Annotated in this window: 14 protein-coding genes; 6 read left to right on the top strand and 8 right to left on the bottom strand. The window is 75.8% G+C overall.

Annotated features, from left to right (window positions below; genetic code table 11):
* Positions 1 to 79: 79 nt before the first annotated feature.
* A complete protein-coding gene (locus tag WDZ17_RS11055; RefSeq protein WP_339575213.1) occupies positions 80 to 700 on the bottom strand; it encodes a dTDP-4-dehydrorhamnose 3,5-epimerase family protein in 621 nt (206 codons plus the stop codon).
* 74 nt (positions 701 to 774) lie between these two features.
* Positions 775 to 1,512 carry a hypothetical protein gene (locus WDZ17_RS11050; RefSeq protein WP_339575212.1) on the bottom strand — a complete coding sequence of 246 codons (738 nt, stop codon included), beginning with the start codon at positions 1,510 to 1,512 and terminating at the stop codon, positions 775 to 777.
* A 253-nt stretch (positions 1,513 to 1,765) separates the two neighbouring features.
* Here WDZ17_RS11050 and rfbD point away from each other — a divergent pair, with 253 nt between their 5' ends.
* Entirely contained in the window at positions 1,766 to 2,623 is an 858-nt protein-coding gene (gene rfbD, locus WDZ17_RS11045; RefSeq protein ID WP_339575211.1) for a dTDP-4-dehydrorhamnose reductase, read from the top strand.
* A gap of 22 nt (positions 2,624 to 2,645) precedes the next feature.
* On the opposite strand, the gene WDZ17_RS11040 is transcribed toward rfbD, so the two are convergent.
* Entirely contained in the window at positions 2,646 to 3,764 is a 1,119-nt protein-coding gene (locus tag WDZ17_RS11040) for a hypothetical protein (protein ID WP_339575210.1), read from the bottom strand.
* A gap of 239 nt (positions 3,765 to 4,003) precedes the next feature.
* Between WDZ17_RS11040 and WDZ17_RS11035 the strand changes: the two genes are divergently transcribed.
* Entirely contained in the window at positions 4,004 to 5,113 is a 1,110-nt protein-coding gene (locus tag WDZ17_RS11035) for a glycosyltransferase (RefSeq protein ID WP_339575209.1), read from the top strand.
* Complete coding sequence (locus tag WDZ17_RS11030) at positions 5,110 to 5,619, top strand: hypothetical protein (protein WP_339575208.1); 510 nt, start codon at positions 5,110 to 5,112, stop codon at positions 5,617 to 5,619. Before WDZ17_RS11035 ends, WDZ17_RS11030 begins: the two co-directional genes overlap by 4 nt.
* Here WDZ17_RS11030 and rfbA read toward each other — a convergent pair.
* A complete protein-coding gene (gene rfbA, locus WDZ17_RS11025; RefSeq protein ID WP_339575207.1) occupies positions 5,616 to 6,479 on the bottom strand; it encodes a glucose-1-phosphate thymidylyltransferase RfbA in 864 nt (287 codons plus the stop codon). The genes WDZ17_RS11030 and rfbA overlap by 4 nt on opposite strands.
* Before the next feature lie 88 nt (positions 6,480 to 6,567).
* Here rfbA and WDZ17_RS11020 point away from each other — a divergent pair, with 88 nt between their 5' ends.
* On the top strand, positions 6,568 to 7,548 hold the full coding sequence (locus tag WDZ17_RS11020) for a glycosyltransferase family 2 protein (RefSeq protein ID WP_422631956.1): 981 nt from the start codon (positions 6,568 to 6,570) through the stop codon (positions 7,546 to 7,548).
* A 41-nt stretch (positions 7,549 to 7,589) separates the two neighbouring features.
* On the opposite strand, the gene WDZ17_RS11015 is transcribed toward WDZ17_RS11020, so the two are convergent.
* Genes WDZ17_RS11015 through WDZ17_RS11000 form a run of 4 tightly spaced genes read right to left on the bottom strand, consistent with a single transcriptional unit; the run spans position 7,590 to position 11,613 of the window.
* Positions 7,590 to 8,747 carry a glycosyltransferase family 4 protein gene (locus WDZ17_RS11015; RefSeq protein WP_339575205.1) on the bottom strand — a complete coding sequence of 386 codons (1,158 nt, stop codon included), beginning with the start codon at positions 8,745 to 8,747 and terminating at the stop codon, positions 7,590 to 7,592.
* Between the two features lies 1 nt (position 8,748).
* Positions 8,749 to 9,522 carry an ABC transporter ATP-binding protein gene (locus tag WDZ17_RS11010; RefSeq protein ID WP_339575204.1) on the bottom strand — a complete coding sequence of 258 codons (774 nt, stop codon included), beginning with the start codon at positions 9,520 to 9,522 and terminating at the stop codon, positions 8,749 to 8,751.
* A complete protein-coding gene (locus WDZ17_RS11005; protein ID WP_339575203.1) occupies positions 9,509 to 10,360 on the bottom strand; it encodes an ABC transporter permease in 852 nt (283 codons plus the stop codon). The genes WDZ17_RS11010 and WDZ17_RS11005 overlap by 14 nt, the downstream gene beginning before the upstream one ends.
* Positions 10,357 to 11,613: a nucleotide sugar dehydrogenase gene (locus WDZ17_RS11000; protein ID WP_339575202.1), complete on the bottom strand. Its 1,257-nt coding sequence runs from the start codon at positions 11,611 to 11,613 to the stop codon at positions 10,357 to 10,359. Before WDZ17_RS11000 ends, WDZ17_RS11005 begins: the two co-directional genes overlap by 4 nt.
* Positions 11,614 to 11,865: 252 nt before the next feature.
* Between WDZ17_RS11000 and WDZ17_RS10995 the strand changes: the two genes are divergently transcribed.
* Both WDZ17_RS10995 and WDZ17_RS10990 read left to right on the top strand, forming a co-directional pair.
* Positions 11,866 to 15,039, top strand: a complete 3,174-nt coding sequence (locus tag WDZ17_RS10995; protein ID WP_339575201.1) for a glycosyltransferase — start codon at positions 11,866 to 11,868, stop codon at positions 15,037 to 15,039.
* A gap of 213 nt (positions 15,040 to 15,252) precedes the next feature.
* Positions 15,253 to 16,592: SpoIID/LytB domain-containing protein (locus tag WDZ17_RS10990; RefSeq protein ID WP_339575200.1), on the top strand; the 1,340-nt coding region annotated here is incomplete at its 3' end.

Here is a 16,592-nt window from a genome sequence, read left to right as displayed (position 1 = left end):
GGTGGTCGTCCGTGCGCCCGTCCTCAGCCGTCGACGTGCGGTGACGACCGCGACGGGGCGTCACGCAGCGCCGTGACGGTCAGCCCACCCGGAGGGCACCGACGTGCCGGGCGACCTGCTCCGCCGTCGGCAGGAGGCCCTGGTCACGCGCCTGCGCCAGGGTGGGTGCGGCGGTGTCCTTCTCGCTGAGCAGCGGCTCGAGCGGGTTGCCGTCGCGGTCCTGCGTCGGCCAGGTGATGGCGAGGTCGGCGTCGCGCGGGTCGATGCCGTGCTCGCGGCCGGGGGAGTAGCCCTCGGAGCACAGGTAGACGACGGTGCTGCCCTCGGCGAGCGACATGAACGCGTGGCCGAGGCCCTCGGCGAGGTACACGGCGCAGCGGTCGACGTCGTCCAGCAGCACCGAGCGCCACCGCCCGAAGGTCGGCGACCCGACGCGGATGTCGACGACGACGTCCAGGACGGCGCCGGAGGGGCAGAAGACGTACTTCGCCTGGCCGGGCGGGACGTCGGCGAAGTGGATGCCGCGGACGACGCCGGCGGCGGACACGCTGCAGTTCGCCTGCGCCAGCCGCAGCGGGTGGCCGGTCTGACCGGTGAAGGCGCCCTCCGTGAACCACTCCATGAAGACGCCGCGTGCGTCGCGGTGCTGGGTCGGGCGCACGACGAACGCGCCCTCGATGTCCAGGGGCTCGACAGGCATGGGCGAACCCTAGGAGGCGGTCGCTGCGGCCCGGCCACCGCCCGCGGGGCGTGGGCGGTGGCCGATCCCCGCGGTCAGGCGGTCGCGGTGCGGCTGGTCGCGCCCCAGGTGCCGCTCGTGTCGGCCGCCACGAGCCGAAGCTGTGCGCCCTTCGGCACGCCCAGCGTGAGCGCGACGTCACCCTGGGCGTTCGTGCGCACGCCGGCCACCTGCACCCAGGACGACCCCGTCCACCGCTGCACCGAGACGGGACGGCCCGACCACGCCACGTAGCGCCCCTCGAGGTTGTGGTAGGCCCGCAGGGACCCCTTGATCCGCACCGTAGAGCCGGTGCGGGAGGCGGCGAGCCCGAGCATCGCGTGGGCCCGCACGTCCGTCGTCACCGAGGTGGTGCCGAAGGCGCAGTCCCCGTCGCTGGCGGTCCAGGCGGTGATCTCCCAGGTCATGGCCCCCCAGTGGGGCACGTCGCGACCCACCACGCCGACCGACATCTTCTGCACCCGCGGCCGTCCCGTCTCGGGGCCGGCGCTGCTGGCCTGGGCGACGGTCGTCCGGCGGCTGTCGACGAGCCTGGTCCCGGCGGCATCCACCTCCCCGGCGGTCACCACCGTGACCGCGACCGGCGTGAGGGGTGCCCCGACGTGCACGCGGACGGGGGCGTCCGTCCCCGAGATGGAGGTCGCGGTCTCGGCGGCGGCCGCGGGTGTCGCCCTCGTCTCGGCGCCCGCGCCGGGGACCGTGGCCCCGCCGAGGACGATCGAGGTCGCGAGGCCGGCTGCGGCCAGCGTCCTTCGATGATGCCTGCGGTGCATCTGCTCCTCCGGTCTGCGTCGTGCTGCCTTCGTCGTCGACGGTGTCTCGGTCGTCGGGGGCGCCGGGATGAGCGGTGCCCCTGCGCTCCGCCCGGGACGTCACCCACCCGGGCGTGACCGGCTCGCACGTCGTCGCTCCAGGTGCTGCCGTCGCCGGCGGTGGCCTGGCGCCGGTGGGCCGGACCGTCCTGGCCTCCGCCGCCGGTCCACCGCCTCGGCGACGGAGCTCTCGTGCTCCTGCGAAGATGCAGGGATGTCGAGGACACGCTGGTCCGTGGTGGGCGCCGCCGGGATGCTCGGTCGCGAGATGGTCGACGTGCTCGCCCCGCAGGACGTCGAGGTCGCCGCCCTCGCACGCGGCGACCTCGACGTCACCGACGCCGCGGCGTGCCGCGACGCCGTGGCGGGTTCCTCCGTCGTGGTCAACGCGTCCGCCTACACGGCGGTCGACGCCGCGGAGGAGCACGAGGCCGAGGCGTTCGTGGTCAACGCGGTCGGGGCGGCCAACCTCGCAGCCGCCTGCTCGTCAGCGGGCGCCCGGCTCGTGCACGTCTCCACCGACTACGTGTTCTCCGGGCAGGCGTCGGAGCCCTACGCCGAGGACGCCCTGCCGGCGCCCAGGTCGGCGTACGGCCGCTCGAAGGCCGCGGGGGAGTGGGCGGTCCTGGCGGCCGATCCTCAGCACATGGTCGTGCGCACGGCGTGGCTCTACGGAGACGGTCCGTGCTTCCCGAGGACCGTCACGAGGCTGCTGGAGGAGCGGGACACCATCGCGGTCGTCGACGACCAGGTCGGGCAGCCGACGTGGTCGCGCGACGTCGCCGAGCTGGTGGGACGCCTCGTCGAGGCCGAGGTCCCGGGCGGGGTCTACCACGCGACCTCGAGCGGGCGGGCGACGTGGCACGACCTGGCCCGGTCGGTGGCCCGGTCCGCCGGGCACGACCCTCGGCGTGTCGAGGCGACGACGTCGGACGCCTTCCCACGGCCTGCGCCCCGACCGGCGTGGAGCGTGCTGGGGCACGCGCGCCTCGACGCGCTCGGCGTCGAGGCCGTCGGACCGTGGGACGAGCGCTGGGAGGCGGCGAGCAGCGCGGTCCTCCTCCCCCGCTGAGGCGGGCGTCAGGCCCGCACCCTCATGCCGGTCGACGGGTCTCGCCCGCCCACGCGGCGGTGCAGACCATGGCAGGGGTCCCGTCGTGCGGCTCGGCCCCGTAGCGCCCGTACCGGGCGGCGGCCGGCTCGGTGGGGCGGAACCGTCCGCAGCCCACGGCGAAGCGGGGGTCACTCCCCTCGAAGTTGCCCGCGTCGAGGTAGCTGGACGTCGGGCTGGACAGCGCGAAGGTCGGCCGTCCTCCGAGCTGGTAGCCGTAGTTGTCCTGGCTGTCGACGCGGACCGCGCCGCCCGGCAGGGAGTGGAAGTACTGACCGGTGCTGACCGAGGGCCCGCCGGTCGACCGCACGAGCAGGTTGCGGCGGACGGAGATGTCGTCGATGTCCCCGAAGAGGAAGATCTGCCAGGCGGCGTCGAAGAGGGTGTTGTACTCGACCCGTACCCCCCAGGCGCCCCGGACGGCGGTGTTGCCCCCGGCGCCGATCTTGATGTTGGCGCCCCCCGGGGCGCCGTACATCACGTTCCGGGTGATCAGGCCGCCGCGTCCGCCGCCCTCCGCGTTGACGTACAGGTTGTGGTAACCGGCCGGGTCGCCCTCCGGGCGTGGGGCGGCGTCGTGCACGCAGTTGTCGGAGAAGGACCAGTCCGACGGGGCGGTCCGGGTGTAGCGGTTGCTGTCGATGGCGACGTTGGCGTAGTCCCGCGTCGAGGCGGCTCCGGTGAACTCGCTGTCGGTGACCGACCACCCGGTGCCGCCGGCCATCTTGAGGGCGGGCTCGTCCGGGACCGTGGCCGTGATCTTCAGGTGCGTCACGGACCAGTGGTCGGCGTCCTCGAGGATGAGGTGCCCCCGGAGGTGCGGGGGTCGGTCGGGGTCGGCTGCGGTGAGGCGGATCGGCGCCGAGCTCGTCCCCTGGTGCAACGTCGGCTTCACGGCGCCGATGTCGTAGGTGCCCGGCGCCAGCTCGAGCGTGTCGCCGGCGCGGAGCGCAGCGACGGCCCCGACGAAGGCCTTCGAGGTCGTCCAGCTCGTCCTCGTCGTCCGCCCCTCGGCGGACGCGGGCGCCGCCGAGGCGGCGAGCAGCGCGGCGCAGACCAGCAGGGGCACGACGAGGCGTCGACGTCGTAGGTGGAGAGCCATGCCTGTGCTGTCGTCACGCCCTGGCCGACGCTGGACCCCTCGGCGGGCGCCGTGCCCCGATCGGCGGCGCCCGGCCACTCGTCGGGCGGTGCCCCGACCACTGCCGTCCATCGCTGCCGCCGAGCGCCTCCGCCGGCCGCCGACCGTCCCCCGCGCCACCCCCTAGGGTTGGTCCGGTGCACGGTGGGACGGCTCTTGAGCGGTCTGGTCGCCGGGACGGCGGGCCCCGGGTGATGCTGGTGAGCTCCAACGGGTCGGGGATGGGCCACCTCACCCGGTTGCTCGCCCTCGGGCGGCGGGCGTCGACGGGGACGGAGGTCTCGGTCGTGTCGATGTCCTCGGCCGTCGCGCAGGCGGTGCCCGCGGGGATGCCGTACCAGTACGTGCCCTCCGCCGACGACATGGGCGTCTCCGCGCGTCGGTGGAACGTCGTGCTGCACCGCCGTCTGGGCGCGGCGATCGAGCAGGCCGACCCGGACGTCCTCGTCTTCGACGGCACCTACCCCTACCGTGCGGTCGCCGAGGCCCGGCGTGACCACCCCCGCCTGCGGCTGGTCTGGAGCCGCCGTCCGATGTGGAAGCCCGGCATCGGTGCCCGCCAGCTCGCCCTGACCCGGCAGTTCGACCTCGTGCTGGAGCCCGGCGAGCTGGCCGCTGCCTACGACGCCGGCCTGACGGTCGGGCGGCGGGACGCCCTCCCTGTGCGCCCGGTCACCCTCCTGGACCAGGACGAGGTGCTCCCGGCCGTCCGGGCTCGCCGTGAGCTCGACCTCGACCCTGCTGTGCCGACGGCCCTCGTGACGCTGGGCGCCGGCAGCTGGCAGGACGTCGACTCCGAGCTGGGGGGGATCGTCAGGGCGCTGCGCCGCCGGGTGCCCGACGTCGAGGTCTGCCTGGTCCGTCCCTCCATCGCGCGGTCGACCAGCACCGGTCACGGCGTGCGGTCCTTGAGCCTGTCGCCGCTCAGCCGCTACCTGGCCGCCTTCGACGTCGTCGTCACCGCCGCCGGCTACAACACGTTCCACGAGACGGTGGCCTTCGGGGGGGCGGGGGCCTTCGTCGGCGTGCAGGCCCAGCTCGACGACCAGCCCCGCCGCGCGCGCTGGGCGCGGGACCACGGCGTCGGTCTGGAGCTCGACCCCCGGCAGCCCGCCTCCCGCGAGGCCCTGGGGGACCTGGTCGCCGACGCGGGCCTCCGGGAGCGGCTGAGGACGCGCAGCGCGGAGATGTGGCCGGGCAACGGTGCCGCGGAGGCGATGGCGGCCGTCGAGGCGGTGGCCCGTGGCGGGGACGCCGTGGAGGCCCGCCGCGCGCGCGACGCCGTCCGGGCCGCGGCGGGGCAGCCGTGATCGGGCGCGCGCTGCTGCGCCGGGCCGCTGCGCGGGTCGCCGGTCCCGCGCTCTACCGGCTGGCGCGGCTCGCCGGGGGGCCTCCCCCGGGGCTGCGCCGCGGTGACGGGTTCCGGCCGCGGGACGTCCCCGTCGTGCTCGTCGTGCTCGACGACGCCGAGGTGGCCGACGCCGGGCTCGTGGTCGAGGGCCTCCGCCTGTCGCGGCAGCAGGCCGACGACCACACACCCGTCGTGGTCGTCGACCGCCCCGTCCTCGCGCCGTACCGACGGGCCGGGTACGTCGTCGAGCTGCTGCCCGGCCGTGATCGGGAGGCGGAGATGACGGAGCTCCGCCGCACCTACGGGACGACGGCACAGGTCCGCCTGCAGCGACCGGGTACCGCGGCCGAGGTCGCCCGGCAGGTCCGCGTCGCGCGTGCGGAGCCGGCCCGCGGGCCCCGCGCCCGGGTGCGGGCCGGTCTGCGGCGGCTCGAGGCGTCGCTCGGCCCACGACGGCCCGTCTAGCGCCGGAGCAGGTCGACCAGGTACTCGCCGTACCCGCTCTTGCGCAGAGGCTCCGCCAGCGCGCGCAGCTGGTCGTCGTCGACCCAGCCCTCCCGCCAGGCGATCTCCTCGATGCACCCGATCTTGTACCCCTGGCGGGCCTCGACGACCTGGACGAACTCCGAGGCCGCCATCATGTCGTCGACCGTGCCCGTGTCGAGCCAGGCGGTCCCGCGCTCCAGCACCGAGACGGTCAGGTCGCCGCGCCGCAGGTAGGCCGCGTTGACCGCGGTGATCTCCAGCTCGCCCCGGGCGCTCGGGGTGATGCCGCGGGCGATGTCGACGACGTCGGCGTCGTAGAAGTACAGGCCGGGGACGGCGAAGGAGCTCTTCGGCTGCTGCGGCTTCTCCTCCAGCGAGAGCACCCGGCCGTCGTCGGCGAACTCCACGACGCCGTAGGAGCGCGGGTTGCTCACGTGGTAGGCGAAGACGTGCCCGCCCCGGACGTCGGTCAGGCGCTTGAGCGCCGTGCCGAGCCCGGTGCCGTAGAAGATGTTGTCGCCGAGCACGAGCGCGACGGGCTGGTCGCCGATGAAGTCGGCGCCGATGACGAAGGCCTGGGCCAGGCCCTCCGGCCGCGGCTGGACGGCGTAGGAGATCTCCATGCCGAGGTCGGACCCGTCGCCGAGCAGTCGCCGGAAGGAGTCCGAGTCCTCGGGCGTCGTGATGACGAGGACCTCGCGGACGCCCGCCATCATCAGCGTCGAGAGCGGGTAGTAGATCATCGGCTTGTCGAAGACCGGCATCAGCTGCTTGCTGATGGCCCGGGTGATGGGCCACAGGCGCGTGCCCGTGCCGCCGGCCAGGATGATCCCACGCATGGTCCCGGACGCTACCGTGAGCGACGCCATGAACCCCTCCGACGACGCCGCGGCCCGCGCCGCCCGGTCCCCTGCCGTCTCGGTCGTGATGACGGTCCTGGACGAGGCGAGGCACCTCGAGGAGAGCGTCCTGCGCTCGCTCGCCCAGGACTACGACGGCGAGCTCGAGGTCGTCGTGTCCGTCGGGCGCAGCGCCGACGGCACCCGGGAGGTCGCCGACCGGCTCGCGGCGAGCACCGGCGGGCGCGTCGTCGTCGTGGACAACCCCGACCCCCGGGGCGCCACGCCGGCCGGGCTGAACGCCGCCGTCGCCCGCGCCCGGCACGACGTCCTCGTCCGGGTCGACGGGCACTCCATGCTCCCGCCCGGGTACGTCGCCACGGCGGTCGAGGCCCTGCTCGCGACGGGCGCCGACAACGTCGGCGGCGTCATGGCGGCGGAGGGGAGCACCCCGTTCGAGCGGGTGGTCGCCCGGGCCATGACGACGAAGCTCGGCGTCGGCAGCGCGCCCTTCCACACCGGTGGCCGGGCGGGCCCGGCCGAGTCCGTCTACCTCGGCGTCTTCCGTCGCGCCGCGCTGGAGCGTGTCGGCGGCTACGACGAGCACTACCTGCGCGCCCAGGACTGGGAGCTGAACCACCGGCTGCGCAGCGCCGGCGGACTCGTGTGGTTCGACCCGCGCCTCCGGGTCTCCTACCGACCCCGCTCGAGCCCGTCGGCCCTGGCCCGCCAGTACTTCCACTACGGGCGCTGGCGGCGCGCGATCGTGCGCCGGGACACCTCCACGCTGTCACCGCGCTACCTGGCCCCGCCCGCGGCCGTGGTCGGTGCCGGCGCGGGCCTCGCCCTCGGCCTCCGCTGGCGCCCCGCGCTCGTGCTGCCCGCCGGGTACGCGGCCCTCCTGCTCGCCGGCTCCGCCGCCCTGGGCGGCGGCCTGGGCGTGCGGGGGCGGGTCGCCCTCGCCGCGGTCTACGGCGTCATGCACGTCGCCTGGGGGGCCGGCTTCCTGACCAGCCCGCGCGCCCTCGCGGGTGCCCGGAGCCCGATCTCCCCGGCCGAGGGCGGCTGAGCGCCCACCGGGGCCCGGGGCGTCGCCCGCAGCCCAGGTCCTCAGCGCGGGGCGGCCGCCCACTCGCGCAGCTGCGCGACGAAGCGATGCCCGTCCAGGCGCCAGTCGAGCTCCGCGAGCGCGTGGGCTCGACCGGCCTCGGCCAGGGAACGCCGCCGTCCCGGGTCGTCGCGTAGGGCTCGCACGGCCGCCGCCGCGGCCTCCGGGTCCTCGAAGGGGACGACGACCCCGCTGCCGGCCCTGCCCACCAGCTCGACCGCCGCCCGGGTCGGCGTGGTGAGCACGGGCAACCCGTGCGCCATGTACTCCATGACCTTCGTCGGTCGCGAGTGGGCGTAGTTCGGCTCGTCGTGCAGGAGCGACAGGCCGGCCAGCGCGCCCGGGAGACCGGCGAGGGCCTCGTCGTTCGGCACGAAGCCGCGCCAGCGCACCGCCCCGGCGTCGTGCGCGGACCTCAGCTGCTCGCGGACGTCGGCGTCCGCCGGGCCGACGACCTCGACGACGACCTCCCCGGCGAGCAGGCGGCCCAGCTCGACGAGGTCGAGCCCTCCGCGGGGGGCGGTCACGCGCCCGAGGTAGACGACCCGGTCCTCGCCCGGTGGCGGTACGTCGGAGTGCGGCACCAGGACGCTGTTGGGCACCACCGGGTGCCGGCGCCGGAACCGGTCGGCGTAGCCGGTCTCGGCGAGCGTCAGCCGCAGGCGCCGCTCGGCGAGGCGCTCGACCGCCCGGACGGCCGCGGGCAGGAGCCGGCGGGCAGGCCCCAGCAGCCACGCCTTCATCGACAGTGCCGAGGCGGTGTCCTCGTGGACGTCCCAGACGACGGCCGGCCGGCCGGTGCCCGGCCACCGCAGCGGCAGGGCGAGGAGCAGCTCCGGGTCGTGCAGCAGGACGACGTCGTGGTCCGGTCCGGCGGTCCGCACCAGGCGGCGGGCGGCCAGGAGGGCTCTCAGCCGTCGTCGGCCCGCCGCGCGGGGGAGGTCGACCGGGACGACGTCGTCGGGAGCGCTGCGGCCGTAGGCGGAGAACGGCGCTGCGTAGGTCACCTCGCACCCCTCTTCCAGCAGGGAGACGAGCTGACGGTGCCGGATCCGAGCGTCCTCGGGGTCGTGGACGACGGTGACGACGAGGACCCTCAACGCCTTCGCGTCCCGGCCACCGCCGTCCCCCGGCCCCCGGTCCTCGTGGTCGACGCGCACCTCACCGCACCGACTTCTCGTACGCGGTGACGACCTCGTCCACCGGCCCGTCGGCGCGGAGCTCGCCGTGGTCGATCCAGATCCCGCGCGTGCAGGTCTCGCGGATGGTGCCCATGGAGTGGCTGACGAGGAAGACGGTGCCGGCCTCGTCCCGGAGCTCCTTGATGCGGCTCTCGCTGCGCTGACGGAAGGCCGCGTCGCCCACGGCGAGCGCCTCGTCGACCAGGAGGACCCGGTGGGTGGCGGAGGCTGCGATGGCGAAGCGGAGCCGGGCGCCCATGCCGGAGGAGTACGTGGCCATCGGGAGGTCGATGGCGCTGCCGATGCCGGCGAAGTCCACGATCTCGTCGTAGCGGGCGGCGACCTCCTCGCGCGACATGCCGAGCGCCAGGCCTCCGAGGACCACGTTGCGCTCGCCCGAGAGGTCGCCGATGAGGGCGGCGTTGACCCCCAGCAGCGCCGGTTGGCCGTCGGCGTAGACGGCGCCGCGCACCGGGGCCGACAGGCCGGCGATCGTCCTCATGAGCGTGCTCTTGCCGGAGCCGTTGTGCCCGACCACGCCGATGCTGTCGCCCTCGTAGGCGGTGAGGGACACCCCCCTGAGGGCGTGGATCGTCCTGGACTCCCTCATCCCCGTCGGTCGGCGGAGCGCGCGCGTCTCGGTCCGCGCGCGCTTGCCCGTCGCGTACACCTGGTAGTCGACGTGGACGTCGTCGACGATCACCGTCGGCCGTGAGGTGCCCAGGGCCGCCGACGCCGCCTCAGACGCGCCCATAGCGTTCCTCCGCCGCCCAGAAGAAGAGGGCACCGACCACGAGGGCGAGCACGGCCCAGCCCACGCCGAGCAGCCACGTGCCGCTCGTCGCCTCGACCTCCGTCAAGAAGCCGCTGCGGACCAGGGTGATGTACACCTGCACGGGGTTGAGGCGGGCGACCAGCTCGGCCGCCGGGGGCAGGCCGATGCGGTCGATCGAAAAGAAGATGCCGCTGATGTAGAAGAGCAGTCGGGTGACGAAGGGGATCAGCTGCGTGACGTCGCGCACGTGCAGCGTCAGACGCGCCGAGGCGAGGGCGACCCCCGTCGTGAAGAGCACGAGCAGGCCCAGAGCCGGCAGGGCCAGCAACCAGCTCCACCGCAGCGGCTCGCCGAAGACGGGGACCAGCACGACGGCGGTCAGCATCATCGGGACCAGCGCCAGCACGTTCTGCAGGACCAGCGACAGCGGGAGGACCGCCCGGGGGAAGCTGAGGGTGCGGACGAGACCGACGTTCCCCGTGATGGCCCGCGCCCCGTCCGTCAGGCAGCCGGCGAAGAACTGGAAGACGAAGATGCCGATGACGAGGAACGGCACGAAGTTGTCCGGCCGGGTGCTGCTGCGCAGCAGCAGGCCGAAGACGACGCCGTAGACCCCGGCGTTCAGCAGCGGGCGGATGACGATCCAGGCCATGCCGAGGCGGTTCGCCTCGTTCTCCGCGCGGAACCGGGAGCGGGCCAGCTCGGCCGTCAGCTGTCGCCGACGCCAGAGCTCGAGGCCGTACCCGGCCAGGGTCGGACGGCGTCCGACGCGGGGCAGACCCGCGTCGGCGGCCCGCAGGGAGGCCTCCGTGCTCACAGCCGCACCACCTGCTCGGCCACCTCGAGGGTCCCGCTCGTGTCGAGGACCACGGGGGCCGCGGCGCGCAGGGCGCCCACGTCGAGCGCGCTGTGGTGCTGGAGCACGACGGCGACGTCAGCGGCCCCCGGGAGCAGCTCGTCCAGGCCGTCCACGGGGTCGCCGTCGACGACGAGGGACGGCGCGAGGTGGTCGTGCTGGCGCAGGACGGCGCCCAGGGCGCGCAGGGCACGGGCGACGCCGTAGGCCGGGGTCTCGCGCTGGTCGGCGATGTCCGGCTTGTAGGTCGTCCCGACCAGCAGGACGCGAGACCCCTTCACCGCCCGGCCCTGCTCGTTGAGGAGGTCCTGCACGCGCCGCGCGACGTACCCGGGCATCGACTGGTTGATCTCCTGGGCCAGCTCGACGAAGCGGAACGGGTAGCCCAGCTGCGCCTTCACCGCGTAGGACAGGTAGCTCGGGTCGATCGGGATGCAGTGCCCTCCCACCCCGGGGCCGGGGCGGAAGGACTGGAAGCCGAAGGGCTTGGTCGCCGCGCAGCGCACGACGTCCCAGATGTCGATGTCGAGCTCGTGGCAGAACCTGGCTGTCTCGTTGACCAGCGCGATGTTGACGTGCCGGTAGGTGTTCTCCAGCAGCTTGGACATCTCCGCCTCGCGGGGGGAGGCCGCCACGACCACCTGATCCACCAGTCGCCCGTAGAGGTCGGCCGCGCGCCGGGTGCACGCGGAGGTGCAGCCGCCCACGACCTTGGGCGTGGTCCGCAGGGTGTGCCGACGGTTGCCGGGGTCGATGCGCTCCGGCGAGAAGGCCAGGTGCACGTCCGTGCCGACGACGAGCCCGCCCCGCTCCAGCCGCGGGCGGACGACGGTCTCCGTGGTCCCGGGGTACGTCGTCGACTCCAGGACCACCAGCTGCCCGGGCCGCAGCGCGGCCGCCACCGCGTCCGTGGCCGCCAGGACCGCCGACAGGTCCGGTCCTCCCTCGTCGGACAGGGGGGTGGGGACGCACACGACGACGGCGTCGGCCTGCGCCAGCAGGCTCGGGTCGGTCGTGGGGACGAAGCCCGCCGCGACCATCGCGCGGACCTCGTCGGAGGAGACGTCGTCAACGGCGGTGCGCCCGGCCATCAGCCCCTGGACGACCTCGGGGTCGCTGTCCAGACCCAGCACCGCCAGGCCGCTGCGCGTCGCCTCCTGCGCCAGGGGGAGCCCCACGTAGCCCAGGCCGATCACGGCCAGGTCGAAGCTCACTCGTCCTCCTCGTCGGGTCGGCGGGGCGCTCGCCCGGGGCAGCGGGCCCAGGGCGGGCGAGAGTCTGCCACCTGCCCGGCGGTCGACCCGTGACGTCGGCGTGCCGCCGCCGCGTCGGTGCGGCCGACCTGCTTCCCTGGTGCCCGTGCGCTGCGCCAGCCGTCCCCGTGCCGTCCGCGCGTCGCGCCCCGGCGGCGCCGGCCGTGCGACGCCGGCTCCGCGGGCCGGCGACGGGGCGCGGCGAGGCGCCCGGTGAGCCTTCCGGCGGCGGTGCGACGGGTGGTGGGCTCCGGGCCGCGGGGGACGGCGAAGAAGGCCGCCGGGCGCGGTGCCTCCGTCACCCTGCTGCTGCGGACCGGCCTCTTCGACCGTTCCTGGTACGAGGCGCAGGCCGGGCGTCGCTTCGGCACGCGTCCGCAGGCGGTGCTGCACTACGTCCAGCGGGGCCGCTTCCTGGGCCTGTCGCCCTGCCTCCTGCTGGAGGCCGAGTGGTACCTCCCGGACCGCTGGGGCACCGCCCTGCGGGACCCGCTCGTGCACTACCTGCAGGTCGGGCAGCCGGCGGGCGCCAGCCCGCACCCGCTCTTCGACCCGTTGCGCTGGGCCGAGCGTCACCCGAGAGCGCCCGCGCACCGTGACGGCGCCCTGGGGCACTTCCTCGCCACGGCGACGCCGGGTACCCCCCTGCCCGCGGCGGTGGGAGCCGTGGGCGGCCGGATCCCCACGTGGGGCGAGGTCCTGGACGACGCGCGAGCCCGCCAGCGGGCCTGGAGCCGGCGCGAGCAGGTCCGGACGGCTCCGAGGACCTCGCCCGACCACGACGCGGCGGTGGACCGGGCCTTCGTCGGCCGCTGGTCCGCGCCGCCGGCGTCGGTCGAGGGGGGCCCCGCGGTCACCGTCGTGATGCCCGTCCGCGACCGCGCTGTCGCCGTCGCGCGCGCGGTGGCCTCCGTCCGGGACCAGACGACGCCCGCGTGGCAGCTCGTCGTCGTCGACGACGGGTCGACCGACGGCACCCCCGAGGTCCTCGAGGCGCTTGCGCGGGAGGACCCGCGCATCGAGGTGGTCCGCAGCGCCCCCGCCGGCGTCTCGGCGGCCCGCAACCTCGGCCTCGCCCGCGCCCGCGGCCGCTACGTGGCGTTCCTGGACTCGGACAACGAGTGGCGGCCCGCCTTCCTGCAGACCGCCGTGGCGGCGATGGCCGGCGCCGGGGCCCGCGCCGCGTACGCCGTCTCCGAGGTGCACCGGGACGGCGGGGTGTCCTACCGCGGGCTCGACGCGCAGGTCGAGCACCTCGCGGTCCGCAACCACGTGGACCTGAACGTCCTCGTCCTCGAGCGGTCCCTCCTCGACGAGGTCGGCGGGTTCGACACGTCGCTGCGGCGCACCGTCGACTACGACCTCGCGTGGCGGGTGGCGCAGCGCGTCCGGCTGCTGCACCTGCCCTTCGTCGGCGTGCGCTACGACGACGACCGAGGCGCCGCGGACCGACTCAGCGTCCGCGAGCTGAGGTCGTGGAAGGACGAGGTGCGGCGCCGTCACCTCGTGGACTGGGACGCCCTCGCGGCGGTGGCCCGTACGCCGGGCCGGGTCTCGGTCGTCGTCGTCGCGCAGGACGGCTGGCGGACCGCGTGGCGCGCCGTCCGGTCGGCGCTCGCCGGCGACCCGGACGGCGGGGAGGACGTGGAGGTCGTCGTGGTCGACCCCGGCCACCGCCCCTCCACCGGCCGGGTGCTCGGCGCCCTCGCCCTCCGCGAGCCGCGGGTGCGGGTGCTCACCGCGCCGGACCCGGTCAGCACACCCCTCGGGCTCGACCTCGGGCTGGCGCTCACGACCGGCGAGCACGTCCTCGTGCTCGCCCACCACGCCGTCCTGCCCGACGGGGCGCTCGGACGCCTGCGCTCGTCGCTGGGCCCCGGCGTCCGGGCCGCCGGACCGCTGACGACCGACTGGCGGGACCTCGTCGCCGGCGGCGGCTGGACGTTTCCACGTCGAGCGGCGCCACCGGTCGCGCTGCTGGCGGAGCACCCGCGCGAGGACGCCCGTCGGCTCGGGGCCGTCGTCGACGTCCCCGCCCTGGCGGGTGACGCGCTCCTCCTGCGGGCCGAGGACCTCGTGCGCGTGCGGGGAGCGGACCCGCTCCTGGTCGACGAGGGGTGGGACGTCGATCTCTGCCTGCGTCTTCGTGAGGTGCTGGGTGGCTCCTTCGTGCTGCGGACCGACGTGGAGGTCGTCGTCGGGACGCGGGTCGCCCCACGCCCGCGACCCTTGGTCCCCCGGCCGGCGCGGGAGCAGCAGCGGACGACCGACCGGGGCCTGCTGCGGCAGCGGTGGGCGGGGCGTGAGCCCGACGTGGGGGACCAGCTCTGGCGGGCGGCGGGCCTGGCCGTCGCCCACCTGGCCCCCGTCGTGGACCCGCCCGCGGACGACCCGGCCGCCCCGGCAGCCGTGCGCCCCGTCACGGTGCGGCCGGCGCGGCACGCCGCCGGCGGAGGGCCGTCCCTGCGGTGGGCGATCCAGACCGCCACCCCGCCCGGGGTGGGCGGGCGGCACTGGGGCGACGGCTACTTCGCCGAGTCGCTCGCCGGCGCCCTGCGCGACCTCGGCCAGGAGGTCGTGGTCGACGGCAGGGCGGCCCTCGGTCGCCGCACCGCCCGGCTCGACGACGTCGTCCTGGGCCTGCGCGGGAAGATCCCGCTGCGGCCCCAGCCGGGGGCGGTCAACCTGCTCTGGGTCATCAGCCACCCCGACCTCGTCACGACGGCCGAGATGGCGCAGTACGAGCGGGTCTTCGGCGCCAGCCGCACGTGGTCGGCCGCAGCGACCGGCCGCGCCGGCCGCCCGGTCGTCCCCCTGCTCCAGGCGACGGACCCGAGCCGCTTCCACCCCGACGCCGTCGTCCGCGGGGAGTCGCACGAGGTCGTCTTCGTGGGCAACTCGCGGGGGGTCGACCGTCCCGTCGTCTCGGGGCTGCTCGCCGCCGGCGTCGACGTCGCCGTCGTCGGCGGGGGGTGGGAGGGGCGCCTGCCCGAGGGTGTGCTGCGTGCCACGCACGTGCCGAACAGCGAGCTCGCCGGCGTGTACCGCGGCGCGGGCGTGGTGCTCAACGACCACTGGGAGGACATGCGCCGGGAGGGTTTCGCCTCGAACCGCCTCTTCGACGCGGCGGCGACGGGCGCGCTGGTCGTGAGCGACCGGGTCGTGGGTGTGGACGACGTCTTCGGCGGCCTGGTGCAGTGGTACGACGACGTGCCGGGGCTGGTGGACCTGGTCCGGCGGGGGCCCCGTGCGTTCCCGTCGGGCGCTCGGCGGTGGGACGCCGCCGAGCGGGTCCGTCGTGAGCACAGCTTCGCCGCCCGGGCGCGTGTGCTCCTGGAGGCCGCGTCGGCCGTCCGTCAGGGTGGTCCGCCGGCGCTCGCAGGCTGAGCCGGCGCCCGCGCCCTCCAGGAGCGCGGGCGGACGGCCGAGCGCTGCCCCATGGCCTCGCCCCTGCGCCCCTCCCGCCGTCCCGCGCCCGCCGGCCGTCCGCGTGCGCCCCGCGTGCGCGGGGTGCTCGTCGCCCTGCTCCTGGGAGCTGCCGTCGTGCCCGGCGGTCCGGCGTACGCCGCGGCGGCGTGCCCACCTGCAGGTGGGGCCGGGGTGGCCGAGGCGGACGCGCCGGCCGGTGCCGAGCTCGTCGTCCAGGGGCACGGGTGGGGGCACGGCCTCGGCATGAGCCAGTACGGCGCGCAGGGCGCGGCGACGCTCGGTTGCTCCTCGGACACCATCCTGCGGACCTACTACCCGGGGCTCGTCCCGGCGTCGCGTCCCCTCGCGGGCCGGGTGCTGGTCCGGATGCTCGACGGCGGCGGGTCCGCCCTCGTGCGGGCCGAGAGCGGCGGGGTCGGCTGGCGCAGCGGCGCGCGCACGGTGGTGCAGCCGGTCGGCAGCACGTGGCGGGTGTCACGGTCCGGCTCGGAGGTCATCGTCCGCAGCGGCGGGTCGAGCACCGCCCCGGTGGTGGACGTCCTCACGACCGCCGCCGGGGGGGAGCTGCGCGCCGAGCACCGCGGCGTCGTCGTCCGGCTGTCGACCTTCAGCGCCACCGGGGCGGCCGTCCTGGTGCGTCGCAGCGACGGCGACCTCACCCGCTTCACCGCCGGTTCGAGCGGGCTGGACGTCCGGGAGGTCCTGGAGGACGACGCGAGCGGCTCCGCGGTGGACAAGTACCTGCGCGGGCTCGGCGAGATGCCGGTGAGCTGGCCGGTGGCGGCGCAGGAGGCCCAGGTCGTCGCCGCCCGGTCCTACCTCGTCGGGCGGTGGGTCGCGGCGGAGGGCGGCTACGTCGTGCGCCCCACCACCGCCGACCAGGTGTGGAACGGCTACGACCAGCAGCAGACCGACGCCCGCTACGGCGGGAAGCTGGCCCAGGCCGTCTCCCGGACCTCCTCGGGAGGCTCCGGGACGGTGATGACGACGTCCACCGGCGCCGTCGCGCGCGACCTCCTCTACGCCTCCTCCCACGGCGGCTGGTCGGAGAGCAACACCTACGTCTGGGGCACGAAGCAGGTCGGCCACCTGCGGCCGGTGGACGACAGCCGCTGGGACGCCGCCTCGACGAACCCCTACCGCAGCTGGGCCGTCGGGTTCTCCCGGGCGCAGGTGGCGCGCGCCGTCGGCCTCACCACGGTCACCGCGGTGCACGTGGCGGAGCGGGGGTCCGCGGAGCGCACGGGCGTCGAGGTAAGCGGGCTCCGGGACGGCCGGGCGACGACCCTCGTGCTCACGGGCCAGCAGGCCCGCGACACCTTCGCCCGCCTCGACCCCCGTGTGCGGTCCTCGGGCTTCACGGTGGTGCCCGGGGTGTCGACGCCGACGCCGACGCCGACGCCGACCCCGACGCCGACCCCGACGCCGACGCCGGTGGCGTCGGTGCCGATGGTGGGTGGGGTGCCGTTGACGGGGGACTGGGACGGGGACGGTCGGGACGAGCCGGGGTG

This window comes from Pseudokineococcus basanitobsidens (assembly GCF_037482545.1).
Classification (GTDB): Bacteria; Actinomycetota; Actinomycetes; order Actinomycetales; family Quadrisphaeraceae; genus Pseudokineococcus; species Pseudokineococcus basanitobsidens.
Note: the sequence above shows the minus strand (reverse complement) of the source record. Positions and strands in the feature narration are given on the sequence as shown.

Excerpts from the sequence above, each read along its gene's own strand:
- WDZ17_RS11020 (WP_422631956.1), top strand. The coding sequence starts at position 6,568 with ATGACGGTCCTGGACGAGGCGAGGCACCTCGAGGAGAGCGTCCTGCGC.
- WDZ17_RS11040 (WP_339575210.1), bottom strand. The coding sequence starts at position 3,764 with ATGGCTCTCCACCTACGACGTCGACGCCTCGTCGTGCCCCTGCTGGTC.
- WDZ17_RS11010 (WP_339575204.1), bottom strand. The coding sequence starts at position 9,522 with ATGGGCGCGTCTGAGGCGGCGTCGGCGGCCCTGGGCACCTCACGGCCG.
- WDZ17_RS11055 (WP_339575213.1), bottom strand. The coding sequence starts at position 700 with ATGCCTGTCGAGCCCCTGGACATCGAGGGCGCGTTCGTCGTGCGCCCG.
- rfbD (WP_339575211.1), top strand. The coding sequence starts at position 1,766 with ATGTCGAGGACACGCTGGTCCGTGGTGGGCGCCGCCGGGATGCTCGGT.
- rfbA (WP_339575207.1), bottom strand. The coding sequence starts at position 6,479 with ATGCGTGGGATCATCCTGGCCGGCGGCACGGGCACGCGCCTGTGGCCC.
- WDZ17_RS11050 (WP_339575212.1), bottom strand. The coding sequence starts at position 1,512 with ATGCACCGCAGGCATCATCGAAGGACGCTGGCCGCAGCCGGCCTCGCG.